The organism is Rhizobium sp. P1_E1 (assembly GCF_056406015.1).
The window spans coordinates 12,946-34,573 of record NZ_JBFUAY010000037.1 but is presented as its reverse complement, the minus strand read 5'-3'; the positions used below and the strand labels follow the sequence as shown (position 1 = coordinate 34,573).

The 21,628-nt window shown below is 62.4% G+C and carries 26 protein-coding genes; 9 read left to right on the top strand and 17 right to left on the bottom strand.

From position 1 onward, the window contains the following. Positions 1-1,848, top strand: a complete 1,848-nt coding sequence (locus tag AC1D1Z_RS15185) for a peptidoglycan L,D-endopeptidase MepK (RefSeq protein ID WP_130653042.1) — start codon at positions 1-3, stop codon at positions 1,846-1,848. Positions 1,849-2,008: 160 nt separating this feature from the next. On the opposite strand, the gene AC1D1Z_RS15180 is transcribed toward AC1D1Z_RS15185, so the two are convergent. From AC1D1Z_RS15180 to AC1D1Z_RS15170, 3 genes are all read right to left on the bottom strand, one after another. Next, positions 2,009-2,272, bottom strand: coding sequence for a DUF2312 domain-containing protein (locus AC1D1Z_RS15180; protein WP_008533181.1), 264 nt, complete (start codon positions 2,270-2,272; stop codon positions 2,009-2,011). Between the two features lie 91 nt (positions 2,273-2,363). Further along, entirely contained in the window at positions 2,364-2,669 is a 306-nt protein-coding gene (locus AC1D1Z_RS15175; protein WP_003582233.1) for a DUF1244 domain-containing protein, read from the bottom strand. A 15-nt stretch (positions 2,670-2,684) separates the two neighbouring features. After that, positions 2,685-3,473 carry an N-formylglutamate amidohydrolase gene (locus AC1D1Z_RS15170; protein ID WP_130653567.1) on the bottom strand — a complete coding sequence of 263 codons (789 nt, stop codon included), beginning with the start codon at positions 3,471-3,473 and terminating at the stop codon, positions 2,685-2,687. 201 nt (positions 3,474-3,674) lie between these two features. Here AC1D1Z_RS15170 and AC1D1Z_RS15165 point away from each other — a divergent pair, with 201 nt between their 5' ends. The 3 genes from AC1D1Z_RS15165 (at position 3,675) to AC1D1Z_RS15155 (ending at position 6,374) form a co-directional block, all read left to right on the top strand. Next, positions 3,675-4,160, top strand: coding sequence for a DUF1036 domain-containing protein (locus AC1D1Z_RS15165; protein ID WP_477851044.1), 486 nt, complete (start codon positions 3,675-3,677; stop codon positions 4,158-4,160). Then, on the top strand, positions 4,160-5,599 hold the full coding sequence (pyk, locus tag AC1D1Z_RS15160) for a pyruvate kinase (RefSeq protein WP_018243516.1): 1,440 nt from the start codon (positions 4,160-4,162) through the stop codon (positions 5,597-5,599). Before AC1D1Z_RS15165 ends, pyk begins: the two co-directional genes overlap by 1 nt. 139 nt (positions 5,600-5,738) lie before the next feature. Beyond that, positions 5,739-6,374, top strand: coding sequence for a LysE family translocator (locus AC1D1Z_RS15155; RefSeq protein ID WP_018243515.1), 636 nt, complete (start codon positions 5,739-5,741; stop codon positions 6,372-6,374). A 2-nt stretch (positions 6,375-6,376) separates the two neighbouring features. Here AC1D1Z_RS15155 and AC1D1Z_RS15150 read toward each other — a convergent pair whose 3' ends face one another. From AC1D1Z_RS15150 to AC1D1Z_RS15140, 3 genes are read right to left on the bottom strand one after another with little or no spacing between them, the layout of a single operon-like run. Continuing rightward, the gene (locus AC1D1Z_RS15150) at positions 6,377-6,934 is read right to left on the bottom strand and encodes a DUF4865 family protein (RefSeq protein ID WP_018243514.1); all 558 of its coding nucleotides are present in this window, start codon (positions 6,932-6,934) and stop codon (positions 6,377-6,379) included. Positions 6,935-6,939: 5 nt separating this feature from the next. Further along, entirely contained in the window at positions 6,940-7,335 is a 396-nt protein-coding gene (locus AC1D1Z_RS15145; protein ID WP_130653041.1) for a cupin domain-containing protein, read from the bottom strand. Then, positions 7,332-7,751, bottom strand: a complete 420-nt coding sequence (locus AC1D1Z_RS15140) for a tautomerase family protein (protein WP_047623116.1) — start codon at positions 7,749-7,751, stop codon at positions 7,332-7,334. The genes AC1D1Z_RS15145 and AC1D1Z_RS15140 overlap by 4 nt, the downstream gene beginning before the upstream one ends. A 117-nt stretch (positions 7,752-7,868) precedes the next feature. Between AC1D1Z_RS15140 and AC1D1Z_RS15135 the strand changes: the two genes are divergently transcribed. Beyond that, positions 7,869-8,765, top strand: coding sequence for a LysR substrate-binding domain-containing protein (locus tag AC1D1Z_RS15135; RefSeq protein WP_130653040.1), 897 nt, complete (start codon positions 7,869-7,871; stop codon positions 8,763-8,765). 229 nt (positions 8,766-8,994) lie between these two features. Further along, entirely contained in the window at positions 8,995-9,801 is an 807-nt protein-coding gene (locus AC1D1Z_RS15130; RefSeq protein WP_130653039.1) for a phytanoyl-CoA dioxygenase family protein, read from the top strand. A 39-nt stretch (positions 9,802-9,840) separates the two neighbouring features. Here AC1D1Z_RS15130 and AC1D1Z_RS15125 read toward each other — a convergent pair whose 3' ends face one another. Then, positions 9,841-10,785: a GlxA family transcriptional regulator gene (locus tag AC1D1Z_RS15125; RefSeq protein ID WP_130653038.1), complete on the bottom strand. Its 945-nt coding sequence runs from the start codon at positions 10,783-10,785 to the stop codon at positions 9,841-9,843. Positions 10,786-10,901: 116 nt separating this feature from the next. On the opposite strand from AC1D1Z_RS15125, the gene AC1D1Z_RS15120 reads away from it, so the two are divergent. Beyond that, on the top strand, positions 10,902-11,699 hold the full coding sequence (locus AC1D1Z_RS15120; RefSeq protein WP_130653037.1) for an SDR family NAD(P)-dependent oxidoreductase: 798 nt from the start codon (positions 10,902-10,904) through the stop codon (positions 11,697-11,699). A gap of 96 nt (positions 11,700-11,795) precedes the next feature. Here AC1D1Z_RS15120 and AC1D1Z_RS15115 read toward each other — a convergent pair whose 3' ends face one another. From AC1D1Z_RS15115 to AC1D1Z_RS15105, 3 genes are all read right to left on the bottom strand, one after another. Then, positions 11,796-12,770, bottom strand: a complete 975-nt coding sequence (locus AC1D1Z_RS15115) for a threonine ammonia-lyase (protein ID WP_477851038.1) — start codon at positions 12,768-12,770, stop codon at positions 11,796-11,798. A 156-nt stretch (positions 12,771-12,926) separates the two neighbouring features. Further along, entirely contained in the window at positions 12,927-14,663 is a 1,737-nt protein-coding gene (gene ggt, locus AC1D1Z_RS15110) for a gamma-glutamyltransferase (RefSeq protein WP_130653035.1), read from the bottom strand. A gap of 135 nt (positions 14,664-14,798) precedes the next feature. Next, positions 14,799-15,656: a helix-turn-helix transcriptional regulator gene (locus AC1D1Z_RS15105; RefSeq protein ID WP_130653034.1), complete on the bottom strand. Its 858-nt coding sequence runs from the start codon at positions 15,654-15,656 to the stop codon at positions 14,799-14,801. 116 nt (positions 15,657-15,772) lie between these two features. Here AC1D1Z_RS15105 and AC1D1Z_RS15100 point away from each other — a divergent pair, with 116 nt between their 5' ends. Continuing rightward, on the top strand, positions 15,773-16,489 hold the full coding sequence (locus tag AC1D1Z_RS15100) for an SDR family oxidoreductase (protein WP_130653033.1): 717 nt from the start codon (positions 15,773-15,775) through the stop codon (positions 16,487-16,489). A 58-nt stretch (positions 16,490-16,547) separates the two neighbouring features. Here the strand turns inward: AC1D1Z_RS15100 and AC1D1Z_RS15095 are convergent, their stop codons facing one another. From AC1D1Z_RS15095 to AC1D1Z_RS15070, 6 genes are all read right to left on the bottom strand, one after another. Beyond that, entirely contained in the window at positions 16,548-17,603 is a 1,056-nt protein-coding gene (locus tag AC1D1Z_RS15095) for an alpha/beta fold hydrolase (RefSeq protein ID WP_130653032.1), read from the bottom strand. Positions 17,604-17,795: 192 nt separating this feature from the next. After that, positions 17,796-18,431, bottom strand: coding sequence for a tetratricopeptide repeat protein (locus AC1D1Z_RS15090; RefSeq protein ID WP_477851035.1), 636 nt, complete (start codon positions 18,429-18,431; stop codon positions 17,796-17,798). 111 nt (positions 18,432-18,542) lie between these two features. Then, positions 18,543-18,668: a type B 50S ribosomal protein L36 gene (ykgO, locus tag AC1D1Z_RS15085; RefSeq protein ID WP_003566454.1), complete on the bottom strand. Its 126-nt coding sequence runs from the start codon at positions 18,666-18,668 to the stop codon at positions 18,543-18,545. A 164-nt stretch (positions 18,669-18,832) separates the two neighbouring features. Next, positions 18,833-19,909: a 5-(carboxyamino)imidazole ribonucleotide synthase gene (locus AC1D1Z_RS15080; protein ID WP_047623111.1), complete on the bottom strand. Its 1,077-nt coding sequence runs from the start codon at positions 19,907-19,909 to the stop codon at positions 18,833-18,835. Next, the gene (gene purE / locus AC1D1Z_RS15075; RefSeq protein WP_011653459.1) at positions 19,906-20,400 is read right to left on the bottom strand and encodes a 5-(carboxyamino)imidazole ribonucleotide mutase; all 495 of its coding nucleotides are present in this window, start codon (positions 20,398-20,400) and stop codon (positions 19,906-19,908) included. Before purE ends, AC1D1Z_RS15080 begins: the two co-directional genes overlap by 4 nt. Positions 20,401-20,418: 18 nt before the next feature. After that, entirely contained in the window at positions 20,419-20,622 is a 204-nt protein-coding gene (locus AC1D1Z_RS15070) for a YdcH family protein (RefSeq protein ID WP_017968168.1), read from the bottom strand. A gap of 228 nt (positions 20,623-20,850) precedes the next feature. Between AC1D1Z_RS15070 and AC1D1Z_RS15065 the strand changes: the two genes are divergently transcribed. Beyond that, positions 20,851-21,024, top strand: a complete 174-nt coding sequence (locus AC1D1Z_RS15065) for a YdcH family protein (RefSeq protein WP_003542831.1) — start codon at positions 20,851-20,853, stop codon at positions 21,022-21,024. A 206-nt stretch (positions 21,025-21,230) separates the two neighbouring features. Here AC1D1Z_RS15065 and AC1D1Z_RS15060 read toward each other — a convergent pair whose 3' ends face one another. Continuing rightward, positions 21,231-21,491 carry an ArsR/SmtB family transcription factor gene (locus AC1D1Z_RS15060; protein WP_003542830.1) on the bottom strand — a complete coding sequence of 87 codons (261 nt, stop codon included), beginning with the start codon at positions 21,489-21,491 and terminating at the stop codon, positions 21,231-21,233. Positions 21,492-21,628: the final 137 nt, after the last annotated feature.

Below are 21,628 nucleotides of genomic sequence, written 5' to 3'. Positions count from 1 at the left end.
TTGCCGAATCTGAATGGGAATTCCAAGCCTTCGCGCTTGAGCTGGCGTTTGTTGTGCGCCGACATTTGCGGAAAGGCAATAAGGACGGTAGCGGCCGCCCTTCTTGCGCTCGCGGTTTCCTCACCGGTATTCGTTGGTACGCCTTCGCAGGCAGCGGGCGACACCCGCAGTCTCAAGCTCTATTTCATTCATACCGGCGAAAAAGCCGTCATCACCTACAAGCGTAATGGCAAGTTCGACCCCAAGGGTCTGGAGCAGCTGAACCGCTTCCTGCGCGACTGGCGCAAGAACCAGCCGACGAAGATGGATCCGCGCCTGTTCGACCTGATCTGGGAAGTCTATCGCCAGAGCGGTTCGAGGGACTACATCAACGTCGTCTGCGGTTTCCGCTCGCCGGGAACCAACGAGATGCTGCGCGGCCGCTCGCGCAATTCCGGTGTCGCCGAAAAAAGCCAGCATATGCTTGGCAAGGCGATGGACTTCTTCATTCCCGACGTCAAGCTGGCGACGTTGCGCGGCATCGGCATGAAGATGCAGGTCGGCGGCGTCGGCTTCTATCCGAAGTCGGGCTCGCCCTTCGTGCATATGGATGTCGGCGGCGTTCGCGCCTGGCCGCGCATGAGCCGCGACGAGCTTGTCCGGCTTTTCCCGAACGGCAACACCATTCATATTCCGGCTGACGGCAAGCCGCTGCCGGGCTACCAGCAGGCGATGGCCGATTATAAGCGCCGCGCCAGCGGCACGCAGATCCAGATCGCCAGCGCATCCGAATCGGAATCGCCGAAGCACAAGACGCTGTTTGAAGCGCTCTTTGGCGGCGGAGCGGACGAGCAGGAAGACGAGTCGGACGATTCCACGCCTGTTGCAGTTGCCAAGGCGACGCCGCCGAAGGCCGAGCCCGCCCCGGCCGAGCCGCAGCCGACCGAGGTCGCCGATCTGAATGCGCCGGTGCCGCAGGTTCGACCGGCATTCAGCAACCAGCCGGCAGGCAGCGAAGTGGCGAGTGCGCTCGTCGCGCCGCCTTCGGGTAATGCTGCCCAGCAGGCTCTTGCGGCGGCCCTTCCGGCCGATCAGGCTCAGCCGCAGCAGTTCGCCGATCTTAGCGCCTACAGCATTCCGGTTCCCTCGCTTCTCGGCCCGCGCCGCGCGCCTGGCGACGCCGAGGTCGCGTCGACCGATCCCGTGCTGACGGGCGCGAATGGACTGCCGGTTCCGACGCCGATCGAACGCCCTTCCGTTGCCGAGAACCTTCTTGCCGCGGCCGATTCCGATCCGGAAGCAGAGGCCGACGAAGCCGATCAGGACGTACTGTCTCCTGCCGTGGCCGATGCGCTCGACCAGCAGCGGAACGAAAGGGAAAGCCAGATCGCATCGAAGGCGCCGCCGGTCACGGTGGAGCAGGCGATCAACGCTGCGATGACGCAAAAGACGCCTGCCGCAAAGCCGCCGCTCGAGCTCGCAGCATTGGCACCGATGACCAAATCGGCAAGCTTTGGCGACAGCTTCGACGAACCGGCGGCCGAAAGCGCCGTGGCGCAGGGGCTTCCCGCCAAGGGTGGTCGCCCGACGCAGAAGGAAGCCGCGGCAGCGGATGCCAGCCGCACGACGGTACGCACCGAGCCGAAGCTGACGGAAAAGATGATCTCGCAGTGGGCGCTCACCAATGCTCGCCTGGAAATGGCCTCCAAGCAGGTCAAGGCGCCGCGGTTCGTCAGCCAGACGATGCGGGCTCAGCCGACCGCCGTCTATGCCGAGGGCTTCAACATCAAGACCGCTTCGGTCGACCCGGCCCGCTTCAGCGGCACGGCTGTAAACTTCATGGAAGTGCGCAAGTTCAACACGAACTGAGCCTGCCGATTACGGAATTTCGAAACCGCCGGCGCGATCCGGCGGTTTTTCTTTTTGCTATTTCGATCCGGCAAGGTGGCCGCTTGGGCAAGCGTGTTCTACGCAAAAGAAAAGCCGCCGAAAGGCTCGGCGGCTTGTCGATATCGGCGATGTCGGTGGATCAGCCTTCCGGCGGCGCCTCGATCATACCGAGCGCGTGCAGGTAGGTGTCGAGAATTGCTTCCTCTTCCATGCGCTCCTGCTCGTCCTTCTTGCGCAGCGCCACGACCTTCTTCAGGATCTTGGTATCGAAGCCCATTCCCTTGGCTTCGCCATAGACGTCCTTGATGTCGTCGGCGATGGTCTTCTTTTCTTCTTCCAGCCGTTCAATGCGCTCGATGAAAGCGCGAAGCTGATCGCGGGCGACGCCATGAGCATCAGACATCGTGTTCTCCTGATTTTTCGGTGATCAATTTTGGATGCCAGTGACTGCCGCGAAGCGGCGTCGTGGTCAAGCCTGTTCGCGGCCAGCCAAGCTATTTGTGTGGATTGTTCAGTTCAAAAGCAGCCTTTTGCACAGGCGAGGCCTCGTTCTGGTGAAGATTCTTCCAGTCCTCATAGGGCATGCCATAGACCATCTCGCGCGATTCGTCCCTGGTCACCGGGACACCTTCGGCCTCGGCGGCTTCGCGATACCAGTTCGACAGGCAGTTGCGGCAGAAGCCGGCCAAATTCATCAGATCGATGTTCTGAACGTCGCTGCGTTCGCGAAGATGTGCGACGAGGCGGCGGAAGGCGGCAGCTTCGAATTCGGTCTGTTGTTCCTTGCTGAGCGCGGTCATCTTGCTTCCTTTCTTTTAATAGGGGCCGGTGCGCGACAGGTGAACGTCGTATCCGTGCAAGGCGGGATCGGCATTCATCGCCGCAAAGATCGGCGCCAAGCGTTCGGCCCATGCCGATATGCCGGTCTCGTCTGCGATCAGATCCTGGCGCACCTCGAGCAGCGCATGCGGAATGCCGGTGATCATGCAGTGACGGTACATGGTATCGCCCTTCAGCGCGCCGTCATAGGGTTCGTTGTCGCCGACGGCGAGATCGGGATCGGCGCGCAGCATGTCGAGCAGCGGGCCGACGGCGCGATGGTCGCTATCCCAGAGCACGGCGGCGTGCCAGGGACGGGCAATGCCTTTCCAGGCCGGCGTGAAGGAGTGCAGCGACAGCACCAGCGGCGCCCTGCCGGTGGCATTCGCCACTCTGTCGATCGTGGCGGCCACGGCGTCGTGATAGGGGCGATGGAAGGTTTCGATGCGGTAGTCCCATTCCTGCGGCGTGATCGGATGATTGCCTGATATGACGGCGCCGTCTGAAATTTTCATGATCAGCGTCGGATCGTCTTCGCCGCGGTTCGGGTCGATCAGCAGGCGCGAAAAACCGCCGAGCACGGCGGGAACGCCGAGTTTTGCCGAAAGCTGCCGCGTCAGGCCCTCGATACCGATGTCATAGGCAATGTGGCGGGCGAAGGCCGCGTCGGGCAGTCCGAGCCGGCCATATTGCGCGGGAAGGCGGTTCATCGCGTGATCTGCGAGGATCACCATGCCTTTGTCATGTTTACCGGATAGGATTTCGAAAGATTGGAAGTCGTCCATCAGGGAATTGCCGTTCGTCATTGCGCCGCCGGGCGCAGTGATCGCATGCGCCTGCGACAGGTTCAAGCGCGGCAGGTGGGGAGAGGTTGCGCCCGACCCTCGACGGGTGGTTATGAAAGGAAATATAATCGATTAGCATTGCGTTGACTTTCGCTTGACGGCGGCGCAAGAAGACACGGATACGAATAACCGTGGAGCTATTTGGGAGCCGTGTTGATCCAAGCCGCGCCAASTTTCCTCACGCGGTCCGGACCGCTGGTCCGTCTCGCTCTGTTCGCTCTTGCAGCCGCCATGCCGTTTTTCATCGCAGATGCCGCACGCGCCGATTTTCGCGTCTGCAACGGAACACAGAATCTCGTCGGCGTCGCGATCGGATACCGGGCCAAGGATGGCTGGGTGACTGAGGGCTGGTGGCAGGTGCCGGCAACGACCTGCGCCACGCTGATCGAGGGAGAATTGCAGTCGCGCTATTACTACCTCTACGCAGAGGACGCCGCCCGGGGAGGACGATGGACGGGTGACGTGCAGATGTGCGTGGCGGAAAACGAATTCAAAATCACGGGTGTGCAGGATTGTTATGCCCGCGGTTACCAGAAGATGGGATTCAAGGAATATGATACGGGCCGCCAGGGTAGCTGGATGGTTCAGCTCTCCGACACCCCAGGGACGCAAGAAAGCCAGAATTGATGAAGCGTAATCGCAAAGTTAAAATCCTCGCCACCCTCGGGCCAGCCTCCTCCGAGGAATCGATGATCGAGAAGCTGCACCAGGCCGGTGCCGATGTCTTCCGCATCAATATGAGCCATGCGAGCCACGACCTGATGCGTACGCTTATCCAGCGCATTCGCTCGGTCGAGGCGCGCTCCGGCCGGCCGATCGGCATTCTCGCCGACCTGCAGGGACCGAAACTGCGTGTCGGCAAGTTCGTCGACAGCAAGGTGGACCTGAAGCCCGGCCAGACCTTCACGCTCGACAACAACGAAGCGCTCGGCGACCAGAACCGCGTCTATCTGCCGCACCCCGAGATCCTCGAGTCGGTCCAGCCCGGCCACCGTCTGCTGATCGATGACGGCAAGCTCGCCCTGCGCGCAGAAAAATGCGACGGCAAGAGCATCGTCACCACTGTTATTTCAGGCACGCGCATCTCCGACCGCAAGGGCGTCAGCCTTCCCGATACGCTGCTCGGCGTCGGCGCATTGACGGATAAGGACCGCGCCGACCTCGATGCGGTGCTCGCCACCGACGATGTCGACTGGGTGGCGCTTTCCTTCGTCCAGCGTCCCGACGACCTTGCCGAAGTGCGCAAGATCGCCCGTGGCCGTGTCGGCCTGATGTCGAAGATTGAAAAGCCGCAGGCTCTTGAGCGCATCGAGGAAATCATCGAGCTTTCCGACGCATTGATGGTCGCCCGCGGCGATCTCGGCGTCGAAATGCCGCTGGAATCGGTTCCCGGCATCCAGAAGCAGCTGATCCGTGCCTGCCGCCGTTCGGGCAAGCCGGTGGTTGTCGCCACGCAGATGCTGGAATCGATGATCTCAGCGCCGGTGCCGACACGCGCCGAAGTTTCCGACGTCGCGACCGCCGTCTTCGAAGGTGCGGATGCCGTCATGCTCTCGGCCGAGTCGGCCTCGGGCGATTATCCCGTCGAAGCTGTCGCGACGATGGCGTCGATTGCCACTGCCATCGAGCGCGAGCCGCATTATCCCGGCATCATCTATGCCCAGCGTGCCCAGCCGGAAGCGACCGGTGCCGATGCAATCTCGCTTGCTGCCCGTCAGATCGCCGAGACGCTGAAGCTGTCGGCGATCGTCTGTTACACCTCGTCGGGTACGACGGGCCTTCGCGCCTCGCGTGAGCGTCCGCAGGTGCCGATCCTGGCGCTGTCGCCGATCATCAAGACGGCACGCCGCCTTGCCGTCGTCTGGGGCCTGCATTGCGTCGTCACCCATGACGCGACCGATCTCGACGACATGGTCAACCGCGCCTGCCGCATCGTCGCGGACGAAGGCTTCGGCAAGCCGGGCGATCGCATCATCATCTCGGCCGGCGTGCCGCTCGGCACGCCCGGTGCCACCAATATGATCCGCATTGCCTATATCGGCTCCGACGGCCAGAGCGGCGTCTGATCCAATCGCATGCCTTCGAAAGCCCGCTGCCTGAAGAGGCGGCGGGTTTTTCGTTGACGGACCCGGCATTGCCAAGCTTGGCGGCGCATGCAAGTTTCGGTCCCTGGAGCAGGACATGCTCTGGGTTCGGAGGAGCATCATGGATATCGTCACGCTTCTGGCTTTTGCAGCCGTTTCCTTTGTCGGCATCGCGACGCCGGGGCCAACGGTGCTGCTTGCGCTGACCAATGGTTCTCGGCATGGCCTGCGCCGCGCAGTTGCCGGCATGATCGGCGCGGTGCTGTCCGATTTCGTGCTGATCGGCGCCGTCGCGATCGGGCTCGGTGCGCTGCTCGCTGCGTCGGAATTCTGGTTCTCGATGCTGAAATGGGCAGGTGCCGCCTATCTCGCCTTTCTCGGCATCATGCTGCTGCGTTCGAAGGGCACGATCGATGCGGCGTTGAAGTCCGGAGCGCCTGCGGGCGCGACTTCGCCCTTCTCGATCGGGCTGAAGAGTTTCATGGTCGCGGCGACCAATCCGAAGGGCTACCTGTTCTTCTCGGCCTTCCTGCCGCAGTTCATCGACCCGAGCCTGCCGCAGGCAACGCAATATGCGCTGCTTGCGCTGGTCTTTGCCGTGCTCGATTTCCTCATCATGTTCGGCTACGCCTTCTTCGGTTCGCAGGCGGTACGGTTCCTCAAGACCTCAGGCGCCATGTGGCTGGAGCGGGCCTGCGGTGGCGCGCTACTGGCGCTTGCCGGCTCGCTGGCATTGTATCGCCGGGCAACCGTCTGAGTTCAGGGTCGAGCCAGGGATAGGTGGCCGACGCGATAGGCCTGCGTGTGCTCGCCGATCTCGGGAATTTCTCGCCACAGTCTGAAGCGCACCCGCGTCCAGGTCGTCGGTTCGAAGCCGGTGACGGAGGCGAGCGCGTCGCCTGTCGCGATGTCGGCACCAGCCTGCGCGCTTTCGGCGCGGCGGATATCGGCGAGCGGCGCATATGGCTCTGTCTGCAGGACATCGCGCGTGGCGAACTTGGCTGAGGCGATATCAGCTGAGATTTCTGCCTGCCAGACGATCCAGGTCCTCACCTGTGGCCAGCCGAAGGCGCTGGTGAGAGCCTCGAAACCTGGGCCGCAGAGGAAGTCGCTTGCTCCTTCCGGCCTCTGCCAGAGATAGAAGGGCGCATAGAGATTGTCGTGGCTGCCGAACTCTCCCTTGCGGGCGCTGAGATAGGCTTTGAAACCGAGATTGGGAAAGCCGTCGAGCAACGGACCCTTGTCGCGGATGCGGCGGTCGATGATCGACATGTCGTAATCGGCGGGCAGGGTGAAGCTGTACTGCATGGTGATCATGACTGTCACTCCACCGGTTGCAGCCATTCGACGATGCTGCCGTTTTCCGTCGGCTGGACGCTGATATAGCTGAAGGGGCTGTCGTTGGCGGCGCCATGCCAGTGACGCTCGCCGGGCGCAAACCAGACGGCATCGCCGGCACGCAATGCTTCGATCGGACCGCCGTCGTTCTGCGCCAACCCATGGCCCGAAAGCACATAGAGCAACTGGCCTCTGGGATGCGTGTGCCAGCGGGTAATGGTGCCGGGATCGAGCGCGGCGCGCATTGCGGTGTTCTCGCCATCGGCGCTGCCTTCGAGCAGCATCTCGACCCAGAAGGGCGCAGTCGCGACGCCCTCCGGCGAGCGGATTGCCTTGCCGGGGCGCCTGATGGTCATGGTCTTCGGGTTCGAAGCGCTCATTGCCGGCCTCCAGCCACACGAAGCCGCCAGTCTGGGTCAGTCATCTGAGCAATGCCGTCGCCGAAGGACCAGTCTTCCGGCGCGCTGGTGCTGATGACGATCATCACATCCTCAGGCCGGAGGCCCGGCGATTGCGCCAGGAGATCGGCGAGCCGCCGATAGAGCGCCGCCTTCATCTCGCCGGTGCGAGGCCTGCCGATCGTGATCGAGATATAGACGAAGTCGTCCGAGCGCGGGCCGGCGAGATAGCTGCGATCGAAGATCAACTCGTTGTCGTCATGCTGATGAATGGCCTGGAAGCGGTCGTTTTCGGGCACGTCGAAGGTCTCGACCAGGGCGCGCTGGATGTTGTCGGCCAGCGCCATGAGGTAGTCCGGCGACTTGCCTCTGCGAAGGGAAATGCGAACGAAGGGCATCGGGATCTCCATGGTTCAGGCCGTCCGTCGGCCTTGACAGCTGAACCATTGCACGGCACGATGATGCCGAAAATCAGAATTTTATGAACTAATGATCCTGAAAAATGGGATTATCTAATGCGACGGACGATCTTCGATCTCGATGTGCTTCGAACCTTTTCAACCGGCATGGAACTCGGCAATTTCGCCAAGGCGGCCGAGCGGCTCGGGCGTTCGACCTCGGCAGTGAGTGCGCAGCTGAAGAAGCTGGAGGGACAGGCGGGCACGCCGATCTTCCGCAAGGTGGGGCGCGGGCTGGCGCTGACGGATGCCGGCGAGACGATGCTTGGTTATGCCAGGCGGCTGCTGGAGCTCAACGACGAGGCGGCTGCGGCCGTCAACAGCGTCGAGCTGGAAGGTTGGGTGCGGCTCGGCCTACAGGAGGATTTCGGTGAGACCCTGCTGCCTGATGTGCTCGGCCGCTTTGCGCGCGCGCATCCGAAGGTCCGGATCGAAGCGCGGGTGGTGCGCAATGCCGAACTGCTCGAGCGCGTCACGTCGGGCAAGCTCGATCTGGCGCTTGCCTGGAGCGATGGCACGCTGACGGCGCATTGCGAGCGGATCGGCGAAGTGCCGATGCGCTGGATCGGGCCTTCGGAGGGCCAGCCGGGCTGGCAAGCCGCAAGCGGCGAGCCGATGCCGCTTGCCTCGCTGGAGGCACCGTGCCTGTTGCGGAGTGCAGCGACCAAGGCGCTTGATGAGGCGGGCATCTCCTGGCGGCTCGCCTTCGTCAGTCCCAGTCTCGGCGGTCTCTGGGCCGCGACCGCGGCAGGCCTCGGTCTCACCATCCGCACGCCGATCGGCCTGCCGGCGAAGGTCCGGCCGCTCGCGCCGGAGACGATCGGCCTGCCGGATTTGCCGAAGCTCGGTCTGGTCCTGCACCGGGCGGAAGCCGAACCGCAACCGGCTGCGGCCCGGCTTGCCGAGCTCGTGCTTCAGTCGGTGCATGGCGCGTTGCGCGATGTGTTGGCTTGACCTCTCCGCATTGACCCCTCGGGCGCAAGCCTGTAGCCTCGAACCGCTATGAAGACGTTCACCCTCAATATCGCTTCGGTCTTCTTCTTGAGCCTCTAAGGCTCTGCCTTCGGGCATCAGAAGATGCGGCCGCTGACCAGCCTTCGTGGCTGGTGCGTTGCCGTGGATGTAACCACCCTGCGTCTGGCCAAGGAAAGAGCCGGCAGGTTTGGCGATAGAGAGATATTTCATGACATCAGATGTTTACCCGCCGGCACTGAGTGCTGCGCAGATCGAGCGATTCATCGAGGACGGTTTCGTCAGGATCGACGACGCTTTTCCCCCCGCATTGGCCGAGGAAGCCCGTGCCATCATGTGGCGTGACATTCCCTTCGCCGCGGATGATCCAAGGACGTGGGCGCAGCCCGTCGTGCGACTTGCCGGCTATGGCGGCGGACCTTTCGAGAAAGCCGTCAACACGCCGGTATTGCATTCGGCCTTCGACCAGCTCGTCGGCACCGGTCGCTGGGAGCCGCGCAATGGACTTGGCAGTTTTCCGGTGCGCTTCCCCCATCCCGATGATCCCGGTGATGCCGGCTGGCATGTCGACCTCAGCTTTCCCGGCGAGGGTTCCGATCCGAACGAGCAGCGGGATTTTTCTGCCTGGCGGGTGAACATCACCTCGCGCGGGCGGGCGTTGCTGATGCTTTTCCTGTTCTCGGATGTCGGAGAGGAGGACGCGCCGACCCGCATCCGCGTCGGTTCGCACAAGGATATCGCACGCCTCCTGGCACCAGCGGGCGAGGCGGGAATGGCGTACCTCTGGCTGGAGCATGTGGGGGAGGACCGGCCGCTGGCGTTAGCGACGGGCCCGGCTGGCACGGTCTATCTGTGCCATCCGTTCCTCATCCATGCAGCGCAGATGCATCGCGGCAGGCAGCCGCGCTTCATGGCGCAGCCCGGCCTTGCGCCTTCTGAACCTCTCCGGCTCGAACGGGAGGACGGCGCCTATTCGCCGATCGAGATCGCGATCCGCCGGGCGCTTCAGCAACAGTAGCGAGGACAGAAAGCACACAGCCCGTCGCAGGCTGGGTGCTCACATCTGCAGTTCCTGCTGGGCGTTGCGGCGTATTGCCTGCGGCGGCTGGCCAAAGGCGCGCAGGAAAGCGCGGCGCATACGCTCGCGGTCGGCAAAGCCGGTCTCGTCGGCGACGACGTCAATCGGATGGCGACTCTGCTCCATCATCAGCCGGGCGGCTTCGAGCCTGAGATTTTCCACGGCCTTGGCCGGTGACTGCCCGGTTTCGGCGCGGAAAGCTCGGCTGAATTGGCGGGGGCTGAGATGGGCGGCTCCCGCCAGTTCTTCGACCGAAAGCTGCGATTTCAGATTGCCGCGGGCAAAGTCGAGCGCCTTCTGGATGCGGTCGGATTTCGGTTCCAGCTCCAGCAGCGCGGAAAATTGCGACTGGCCGCCGGAACGGCGGTGATAGACGACAAGCATTCGGGCCACGGCGCGGGCGACTTCAATGCCGTGGTCCTTCTCGACCATGGCGAGTGCCAGATCGATCCCGGCCGTCATGCCGGCCGATGTCCAGACCGAACCGTCGATGATGAAGATGCGATCCTCTTCCACCTTGATCTTTGGGTAACGCGCCTTCATTTCGCGGGCGAGATACCAATGCGTCGTCGCGCGCCGGCCGTCGAGAATGCCTGCGTCGGCGAGGAAGAAGGTGCCGGTGCAAATCGAAGCGATGCGGCGAGAGGCGCCAAGAGCCGCGCGAATGAAGCCGCTTTCGCCGGGACTTGGCAACGCAATGCCGGGTGCGCCGGTGACAATCAGCGTATCGAATCCGGGATCGCCGAAGGGCTCGGTCTCGATCGTCATGCCGAGCGAGGTGCGCAGCGAACCCCCGGCTTCCGAGAGGTAGCGGATGTCGTAGACCTTCTCGCGGAAATGCAGATTGGTGAATTCGAAGGCCGACACGGCCGCCAGGCCCATGATCTGGAAGCCGGGATAGAGCAGGAAAGCGATGGTCTGCATGGCTAAGCTCCTATGTCCTAAAAGGTGGTGTATATGACATTCAGGACGCTGACAATCCGGAGTATGACTCTCCTCAGGCGCAGGGCAGACGCCGGCGCAATTGAAGGAGATGGATCATGACACAGGAATACAAGGGTACTGCGCTGGTAACCGGCGCATCCTCGGGCATCGGCGCAGTCTATGCGCACAGGTTGGCAAAGCAGGGTTACGACCTGATCATCGTTGCCCGTAACGGCGAGCGGCTGAAGGCCTTGGCAAGCGGGCTGACTGAGGAGACGGACAGGACGGTCGAGACCGTTGTGGCTGACCTCGGCAACACGGCCGACCTCGCCCGTGTCGAGGGCGTGCTGAAGCAAGACCGGAGCATCACGCTTCTGGTCAACAATGCCGGCGTCGGCGGAACGGCGCCGCTGCTCGCCGCCGATGTCGACAAGATGCAGAAGATGATCGAACTCAACGTCACGGCGCTGATGCGGCTGACCTATGCCGCCGTTCCCGGTTTCGTTGCCCGCGGCGGTGGCACGATCATTAACATTGCTTCCATCGTGGCGATCGCGCCAGAGCGCCTGAACGGCGTCTATGGCGCCACGAAAGCCTTCGTGCTCGCCTTCAGCCAGTCGCTGAAGCATGAGCTGGCGGAGAAGAACATCCGTATCCAGGCCGTGCTACCGGGGGCCACGGCGACGGAATTCTGGGGGATTGCCGGCACGCCGATAGAGCATCTGCCGAACGAGATCGTAATGTCGGCCGAAGACATGGTCGATGCATCGCTCGCCGGCCTTAAGCAGGGTGAGTTCGCAACGATTCCGGCGCTTGAGGATGCAGGCTTGCTGTCGGCCTACGAGCAGGCGCGCCAGGCATTGATGCCGAACCTGTCTCGCAGCATGCCGGCCAAGCGTTACAAGCTGGCATGATGGTTTGCTGACGAAAACCATCCGCGGCATATGCTGCGGATGGCCCAAGAGCGTTGACGGCATTTGCGGCCGATTGCAACCTTGCACCTGCACGCTCTAGCCGAACCGTTCGAGCGCCATGGCGAAGATATCGGCATCGACATTTCCACCCGAGGTGACGGCGACGATCGTGTCGCTTTCCAGCGCGTCGCCGTGGAAAAGGGCGGCGGCGAGCGCCACGGCGCCGCCAGGCTCGACGACGATCTTCAACCGCGTGAAGGCGAGCGCCATGGCGCGCAGCGCCTCCTCGTCGGTGACAACGATGCCAGGGCCCGCGAGGCGCTTGAGGATCGGGAAGGTGATGTTGCCCGGCTGCGGCGTAACGATCGCATCGCAGATCRAGCCTGACACCGTCGCGTTGCGTTCGATCTTGCCGGAGGCGAGCGAGCGGGTGGTGTCGTCGAAATCCTTGGGCTCGCAGGGGCGGACACGAAAGCCGGGGGAACTGGCTTCAAGGGCGAGCGCGATGCCGGAGGTCAATCCGCCGCCGCCGCAGGGAACGAGGACTTCGGCTGATGTCACGCCTTCCTCCCCAGCCTGCTCGGAGATTTCGAGGCCGGTCGTGCCCTGGCCGGCGATGACAAGCGGTTCGTCGAAGGGCTTGATCAGTGTCAGGCCGCGCTCGGCCGAAAGCCTCGCGCCGATCTCGTCGCGATCCTCGTTGACGCGGTCGTAGAGCACCACTTCAGCACCGAAGGCACGGGTGTTGGCGATCTTCAGCTTCGGCGCATCGCTCGGCATGATGATGACGGAGGGGATATTGTGCAGCTTGGCAGCAAGCGCAACGCCCTGGGCGTGGTTGCCGGAGGAGAAGGCGATGACGCCCTTCGAGCGTACCGCAGCATCAAGGCCGGAGACGGCCGACCAGCCGCCGCGAAACTTGAATGAGCCGGAATGCTGCAGACATTCGGCTTTCACGAACAGACGCCGGCCGGCGATCTCATCGAGGAAAGGGGAGGAGAGAAGCGGCGTGCGCCTTGCATGACCGCGCAGACGGGCGCGAGCTGCGACAATCATTTCAATGCTGGCCATTCGGGAATCTTTCTGCTTGCGGGTTCGCCCATGCATAGGGCGCGGCAAGCCAATTGTGAACGGCGACTTTGTCACGGTGACATGAATGGTGCCACCGCTGCTTCTCGAGCCGCGTTGCGCTTCCGTTGACTGTTTGATCGGGCGATCCCCGAAGCGTCAGTAGCCGTTTGCCGACCCTTCCGCTGCGCGGCTATCCATGGCGCCGTTGTAGCGGGCGCCGCCGCCTTTTGCGATGGCGGCAAGGCTTTTGCCGCCGACGAGGATGCCGGCGGCCTGGCCCCATTGCGGCGCGTCATTGCCGCCATCGAAGCTGTAGCCCATGGCGGCGAGCGTCTTTTCGGTATCGGGCGAAAGCGCATAGGGTTCGAGAAAGACCTTGTCGGGCTGCCATTGGTGGTGGAGACGCGGGGCGTTGACCGCCTGGCTGATATCCATGCCGAAATCGACGACATTGAGGATCGCTTCCAACGTGATGGTGATGATGCGCGAGCCGCCGGGGCTGCCGATCACCATGAAGGGCTTGCCGTCCCGGGTGACGATCGTCGGGCTCATCGAGGAGAGCGGCGTCTTCTTCGGCGCGATGGCATTGGCTTCGCCCTGCACCAGTCCGTAGAGGTTCGGCACGCCGGGCTTGGAGGTGAAATCGTCCATCTCGTTGTTGAGCAGGATGCCCGTGCCGGGTGCCACGACGCCGGCGCCGAAGGAGCCGTTCAGCGTATAGGTGACGGCGACCGCATTGCCCTCGTCGTCGATGATCGAATAATGCGTCGTCTCGGTGCTTTCCTTGCCGCCGAGCGGTTTGAGGTTCGCCGAGGTGCCAGACCTGTAGGGGTCGATCTTGGCGGCAGTCTCCAAGGCATATTTCTTGTCGAGAAGCTTGGCGACCGGGTTCTCGACAAAATCGGGATCGCCGAGTGCGGCATTGCGGTCGACATAGGCATAGCGCATCGCCTCGACCATGAGGTGCACGGTTTCGGCCGAGTTATAGCCGAGATAGGAGAGCGGATAGCCTTCCAGAACGTTGAGGATCTCGCAGATGATGACGCCGCCGGAGGAAGGTGGCGGCGAGGAGATGATGTCGTAGCCGCGGTAATTGCACTCGATCGGCTTCAATTCGCGCACGGCATATTGCTCGAAATCCTCCTTGGCAAGGATGCCGCCTTTGGCCTGGCTCGCCTTGACGATCGCCTCAGCGGGCGCGGCCTTGTAGAAGGCATCGGAGCCTTTTTCGGAGATGCCTGCCAGGACCGAAGCAAGGTCCGGCTGCTGGAGTTTTTCGCCGGATGCATAGGGTTTGCCGTCCGGTTTCAGAAATATCTTTGCCGCCGCCTCATCCTTGGCGAGGCGCTTGGCGTTGCCGGCGAAACTTGCGGCGTCGCCCTGTTCCAGGGTGAAACCCTCTTTGGCGAAGCGAAGTGCCGGCGCGATCAGATCCTGGCGCGATTTGGTGCCGTATTTCTCGCGCGCGGTCTCGAAGCCCATGACGGAGCCCGGCACGCCGACCGAGAGATAACCGTCGAGGCTGGCGCGTGGCACGATATCGCCCTTGGCATCGAGATACATGGTCTTCGTTGCGGCAAGCGGTGCGCGTTCGCGAAAATCGAGGAAAGTCTTCGTGCCGTCCTTCAGGCGGATGGTCATGAAGCCGCCGCCGCCGAGATTGCCGGCCGCGGGATAGACGACTGCCAATGCATAGCCGACGGCAACTGCCGCATCGACGGCATTGCCGCCGCTTTTCAGCACCTCGACACCGACATCGGTCGCCAGATGCTGAGCGGTGACGACCATGCCGTGCTCGGCTTCTACGGGCGCAGGCGAGGCGGCGAAAGCCGAGGTAAGGCTCAGCGACAATGCTGATATGACGGAGATCGTCCCGATATGCAGGCGGCCCATGATTTCCCCTCCTATGGACAATGATGAAAAAACATATGGGCTGCGACAGCCTGAGGCAATGCAAGGGGTTGGCTTTAAAGCATGCCGCGCAAAAGTGTGCAGCGGCTTTGCGACGACGATATGCGAAAACAAAACTTAAAGCGTGAGGAGTTCGGCGAGTTTCAGGTTGGTGTCATCGTGATCGAGCGGCGTATAGACGATGAGCTTCATCTCCGGCCGGCTCGTCAGTGTCAGGCCGGTATGCTCGAAGGACATGCGGCCCTTGAGGGGATGGTTGATGCGCTTTATGCCGGACAGCGGATTGACGACCTCGTGGCGCTGCCACCAATCACGAAATTCAGCGCTTGCCTGTTTCAGCAGCGCGATCAGCCGTTCGAAATCCGGATCGCCGGCATAACGCGCGCAGTCGGCGCGAAACATCGCCAGCGAGACGCGGGCAACCGCCTCCCAGTCGACGAGCAGCTTGCGATGCGCGGGGTCGGCAAAGAGGCGATGCATGGTATTGCGCTCGTCGCGGTCGAGCGTGTCGTAACCGCCGAACAGCACCTCGGCGGCACGGTTCCACGCGAGCACGTCCCACCGGCGGCCAAGTACATAAGCCGGTTGGTGGGTCAGGTTAGCGAGCATGCGCTGCAGCGGCTCGTCGACGCATTCGAGTGCGGATGAGACTGCCTGCGGCGCTTGGCGATTGTTGAGGGTGAAGAGATGTCGGCGCTCGGCCTCGTCGAGGCGCAGCGCATCGGCAAGGGCGTTGAGCACCTGCATGGAGGGCCTGATTTCGCGGCCCTGTTCCAGCCAGGTGTACCAGGTGGTGCCGACGCCGGCGAGCATGGCGAGCTCCTCACGCCGGAGACCCGGCGTGCGCCGGCGAAACCCCTCCGGCAAACCGACCTCGGAGGGCGTCAGCCGTTCGCGACGGGAGCGCAGGAAGGCTGCGAATTCACGGCGGCGGGCTTCGAATGTGTCGGATCTCTGGTCCATGGCGGGAATCATATCAGTATTGATACCAGGATAAAACCGGAACTGTTTGCCGTTTCCGGGCCGCGCATGATGCCGGTGTCGCAGGTGGTTGAAGCGTCTGCGGCTCGATCAATTCAAGGAGCAGCATCATGTCTTTGCAGCATGTGGTCGTCATCGGCGGTTCTTCCGGCATCGGCCTTGCCACGGCGAAATTACTTTTGAAACAGGGTTACACGGTCACCATTGCGGGCCGCGACGGCGAAAAGCTTGCCGCGGCGACGGCATCGCTCGAGGGCGAGCTGCGCAGCCTCGTGCTCGATGCGGCGGAGCTTTCCGGCCTTGGGGAGGCTTTTGCCGGGATCGGCGCATTCGGTCATCTCGTGCTGGCGATGGGCAGCGGTCACGGCGCCGGACCCTTCGCGACGCTCGACATGGCGGATCTGCTTGCCGGGTTTCAGACCAAGCTCATTCCGCATGCCGCGACAGCCCAGGCAGCACTGCCGCTGCTGCAGCCGGGCGGCAGCATCACCTTCGTTTCGGCAGTCAGCGCGCAGGCAGCGATGCCTGGCACGGCTGGACTTGCGGCCGTCAATGCCGGCATCGAGGCGATGGTGCCAGTGCTTGCCGCCGAGTTGAAGCCGCTGCGTGTCAACGGCGTTTCACCTGGGGTCGTCGATACGCCGTGGTGGAGTTTCCTGCCGCCGGAGCAGCGCGGCAGCGTTTTTACGGATTTCGCCGGCCGCACGCCRGTCGGTCGTGTCGGCAGGCCGGAGGATATTGCCGAGGCGATCGCCTTCCTGATCGGAAACGGCTTCATGAGCGGCCATGTCATCACCTGCGACGGCGGTGTGCGTCTCAGCGCTTGAAGCAGCATTCAGGTGGACCGCCGACGGTCTCGCGGGCCGGAAATCCAAGGCGGAGAGGTCATGCGCCGTGCAGGGCGCCTGGCCCCAACGACGGCACGGTTACGACCGTCCGATCGCGTGATGCGGCGGCAAGTCTCTCCTCGGCCCTGCGGGCAACCGCCTGCAGGTCGAGCGGCTTGCCGGCGATTTTTTCCATGGCGGCGATGGCGACATCGGTCGCGAGATAATCCGGCTTGTGGCCGACGCCGCCGACGGTGATGAGTTCGGAGCCTGATATATCGCGGGCAAGGCCGCGCGAGTGCAAGTGTTCCCAGACGATCTCGTCGCTGTCGCCGGTTATGATGACGGTCGGCGCGGTGATCTGCGAATAGAGCAGCGACTGCTCCTTCACATAGGCGAGCAGCCTTTTGAAATCGGCGGCGTTGTTTTGGAAGGCGCCGGGGCGCAATACGAGCGACGGACCGGTTTTTTCAATGTAATCGGTCGGGCGCGGATTGGGGCGGAAGACGTTCCGCGTGCCGCGCTCCAGCCGGCTCAGCCCGAGCGGCACGACGATCGCATGGTTGAAGAGCCAGCCGACGATCGGCACGGTCGCCACGTGATAGTACCAGTCGATGCCGCCCGGCCAGGGATGGGTGGCGGGCGCGAGGAAGAGCAGGCCTGATGTCTTGTCAGGATGGCGCAGGCCGAAGGCGGCGGTGATCGCGCCGCCGAAGGAATGGCCGACGATGATCGCCTTTTCGATGCCGCGCTTTTCCATCAGCCTGGCGATCGCATCGGCCTGGCCGGAGGGGACGGCATTCTCGGGGCCGCCGCGCTCGGAATAACCATGGCCGGGACGATCGACGAACAGCATTTCTGCCCGGCCTTCGAGTGCGGCGCGGAAGGCGACGACCTGATCGAGCAGATTGCCGCTGGCGCCGTGAATGAAGACCAGCGCCGGCAGATCCGCATTTTCGGGACGCTCGATGTGGACGGCATTCATGCGGTAGCCGCCGACATCCGTCAGTTCGCCGATATTCGGATAAGCCTGTTCGAATTGCCGCGCCTTATAAGTGGAGTAACCGATGGCGGCGGCGAGCGGGGCGAGAAGAGCGGAAACTTCTGCAAGCATGATCTCAACGAGCGATAATTGCGGGATGACCTGCATGCGGACAAACCGCTACATCGTTCCCTCTAGATTCTAAAGCGCGTCGCGCTCAGGTCTTTGTTTTACACATGTCGCTATCGCAAACCGCTGCACACTTCTGCGCGACATGCTTTAAATTGCGCGGCACGATCCGACGTCAAGATATCAGCCCGGGAATCAGGTGCGATTGCCGGCGAGTTTTTCCGCCAGCGTGTTGACCTGTTCCTGCGCTGTCCGTTCGGCGGGATAGACATCGAGGAAACGCTCCCAAGCCTTCAAGGTCAGCTGGTCGTTGCCGGAATTGCTGAGGATCGCTGCCATGCCGGAGAGCGCGCCGAAATGGCGCGGTTCGAGATCGAGCACACGTTCGATGTCGGACATCGACTTGCGGTAATTGCCCATGACGAAATTCAGCGTGGCGCGGCGGTTCCAGCTTTCGGCATAATCGGGTTTCAGCGCGATTGCCTCATCGAGGAAATYGAGGGCAGCGGGATTGCGCTTTTCCTCGATCGCCTTGTCGGCCCACTGCATCAGCAGATTGACGGTGGCACTGCCGGAATCGTTCCATTCCATGCGGATTTCATTGGCGATGCCGCTGGCCTTGTCGGGGTCGCGTTCACGCTTCAACTGGCTGAAGAGCTGGTCGAGGTGCTGCTTCGGCGAACCGTTGACATCCGTCTGCTCGACGATGACATCCTTTTTCGTCGCGGCAGCCGGCTTTTCCGCGGCGGCGGCCGGAAAGGGGGAGGTGAGCAGGATGAGGGCGAGCGGCAGTGCCGCTGACGTCAAAGCAAAAAAGCGCATGGCGGACATATTAGCCCGCCAACGCCGAAGATCAAACAAATTTGACGTGATCGCCGCAGCGACCCACCGGATATATCTGCCGGCGCAACCTGCGCGGCAAGGCGATCCGGACGCGCGAAATCAGCCCTGACGAGCCTTGAAGCGCGGGTTCAGCTTGTTGATGATGTAGATGCGGCCCTTGCGGCGAACCAGACGGTTGTCACGGTGACGAGCCTTGAGCGACTTGAGCGAATTCTTGATCTTCATTTTTCTGATCCGCGATCTCTATGGGGGAATTCACATTCGCCCGTATCTTTAACAATCAAAAGCGCGCCATCGGGCGCGCTGTTTAGGTGGGGGAGCAGATACCTCGTCACCTTTTCCGTGTCAACCACATGAAGGTGTTTTTCCCAAGGCACAAGGGTGTTTTCTCAGGCCAAAACCAGCGATTTCGGCGTCAAGGTGGTGACATGACCCATCTTGCGGCCGGGGCGCCACTCGGTCTTGCCATAGAGATGAACCAGCGTGTCGGGGCGCCGCAACCAGTCGGGAACGGCAAGGATATCGTCGCCGATCAGGTTCTGCAGGATGCAGTCGGAATGCCGTTCGGCACTGCCAAGCGGCAGGCCGGCGACGGCCCGGATATGCTGCTCGAACTGGCTGACGACGCAGGCGGCTTCCGTCCAGTGACCGGAGTTGTGCACACGCGGCGCCATCTCGTTGGCGATCAGGCCGCCATCGGCCAGCACGAAGAATTCGATGCCGATGACGCCGACATAGTTCAACGCGGCAAGGATCTTTTCGGCCGATTGGCGCGCCGCGTCCGCTGTCGCTGCAGAGATCGCGGCAGGAACCGTCGAGGTGTGGAGGATGCCGTTGCGGTGCACGTTCTCGGCGGGATCGAAGCAGACGACCGTCCCGTCGGTGGCGCGCGCGGCGATGATCGAGACCTCGCGTTCGAAAGCGACGAAACTTTCGAGGATGAGCGGCACGCCGCCGAGTGCGGCATAGGCGCCCTCCGGGCTGTCGGCGGCCGAGCGGAAAACCTTCTGGCCCTTGCCGTCATAACCGAGACGCCGGGTCTTCAGCACGCCCTGGCCGCCGAAATCCTTCAGTGCCGTCTCGAGATCGGCCTGGCTGTCGATCGCGTGGAAGCGGGCGGTTGATATGCCGCAGTCATTGAGAAAGCGCTTTTCGACGAGGCGGTCCTGGGCGGCTTCCAGTGCCTTCGGCGGCGGATAAACCGACACGGTCGCCGAGAGCCTTTCGGCGGCCGCGACGGGCACGTTTTCGAATTCGTAGGTTACGACATCGCAGATATCGGCGAGTTCGGCCAGCGCCGCGGGATCGTCGTAGGCGGCGGTAATCTGCCGGTTGGCCAGCTGGGCGGCCGGGCAGTCCGCCTGCGGCTCGAGGATGACCGTGCGAAAATTCAACCGGGCGGCGGCAATCGCCAGCATGCGGCCGAGCTGGCCGCCGCCGATAATGCCGATCGTTCTTGCCGTCATAGGTCGTCCATCGGGTATTCGGCGACGGCAGCACTCTGGCGCTCGCGCCATTCGTCGAGCCGGTCGGCGATTTCTTCGTCGGAAAGGGCAAGCACGGCGGCGGCGAGAAGGGCGGCGTTGACCGCGCCGGCCTTGCCGATCGCAAGCGTGCCCACAGGAATACCGGCCGGCATCTGCACGATGGAAAGGAGGCTGTCCTGGCCGGACAGGGCTTTCGACTGGACCGGCACGCCGAAAACCGGCAGCGGTGTCATCGCGGCGGTCATGCCCGGCAGGTGGGCAGCGCCGCCGGCGCCGGCGATGATGACCTTGAAGCCCTCCGCACGTGCGCCCTTGGCGAAATTGACCAATCGGTCCACTGTGCGGTGCGCCGAAATGATGCGCGCATCATAAGGGATCTCAAGCGCCTCCAGCGTGTCGGCGGCGTTTTTCATGGTCTCCCAGTCGGACTGGCTGCCCATGATGATGGCGACGGGTGGTCTGTCTGTCATCGTTGCTGCTATTCCCTCTCAGGCGATGATGTCAGGGATGATCTGATCTTCCAGCTTGGAGAGCCTGTCCTTGATGACGAGCTTTTTCTTTTTCATACGCTGGATCCGCAGAGCATCGCATCCGGTCTGGATCATGGCGTTGATCGCGGCATCGAAATCCTCGTGCTCCTGACGCAGACGCGCCACCGTGAGCCTGATTTCCGCCTGTTCCTGATCGGCCATATGCATTCCCCGTTACCGTCCCTGGACCTTGTCCGATCTGCCGATGATTTCCGCAAGCTCCTATCACCAAATACAGGTAACGGCTAGTTAGTCTTGATCATGAAATTGCCATCCAGTCTCCATCTTTTGGCCTTCGACAAGCCTTCAAAAATATGTCACAGTCCGGCCGTTGACACCTTGATCCCCGACGATGATGGCCGGGGAGGGTAAAGAGGAAGGAAGGGTCATATGACTGTTCAAGCTCATCTTGAGTCACTCCAGAAAAAGCATGTTGCTCTCGAGGAGGAGTTGCACGCGCTCAGAACATCTCCCTCTATTTCCGATACGGAACTTGCCGAATGCAAGCGCCGCAAGCTGCGCATCAAGGACGAGATTCAGCGTCTTAAGTCATCCGTCCACTAATCTTCCCAAGGGTCGCCGGGCGATCATCTTGCGCAACAAGGTAAATCCATCCATTCCGCCAAAAATTAGCAAGAACCGGTGATTTGACACCAGATTTGCGCCAGTCCGATGCATCCGGCATCGTGGCTGGCGCTTTTGGGTCCGCTGCGTCTCACATCGCGTTCTTATGATTTGCATCGTATCCCCAGATCTCATGGGGACCTGCCTCAGGCCCAGAACTGATCCAGCCACAAATTGAGCTTGTCGAAGCCGCGGTTGTTGACCGTATAGATACGTTTGGTGCCTTCCGAGGTCACGGAGACGAGATTGCTGTCGAGTAGCGCCTTCAGATGCTGCGAAACAGCAGGGCGGCTGATCGGTAGGCCCTCGGCGAGCTCATTGACCGTCCGTGGCGCGCGACGCAATTCCTCCAGCAGAAACCGCCGGTTCGGATCGGCAATCGCAGAGAAAGGGTCCGTGTTCGACATGGCAGGAACGCTACGTCAAACCGGCCGCGCCAGCAAGGAAATTGTGCATTGCAGCGTGCCGTGATTTCTAAAGCGCGTCGCGATCTTTCGGATTCGCGCCTCGCGCTTTAGCTCTTTGTTTTACGCATGTCGTTATC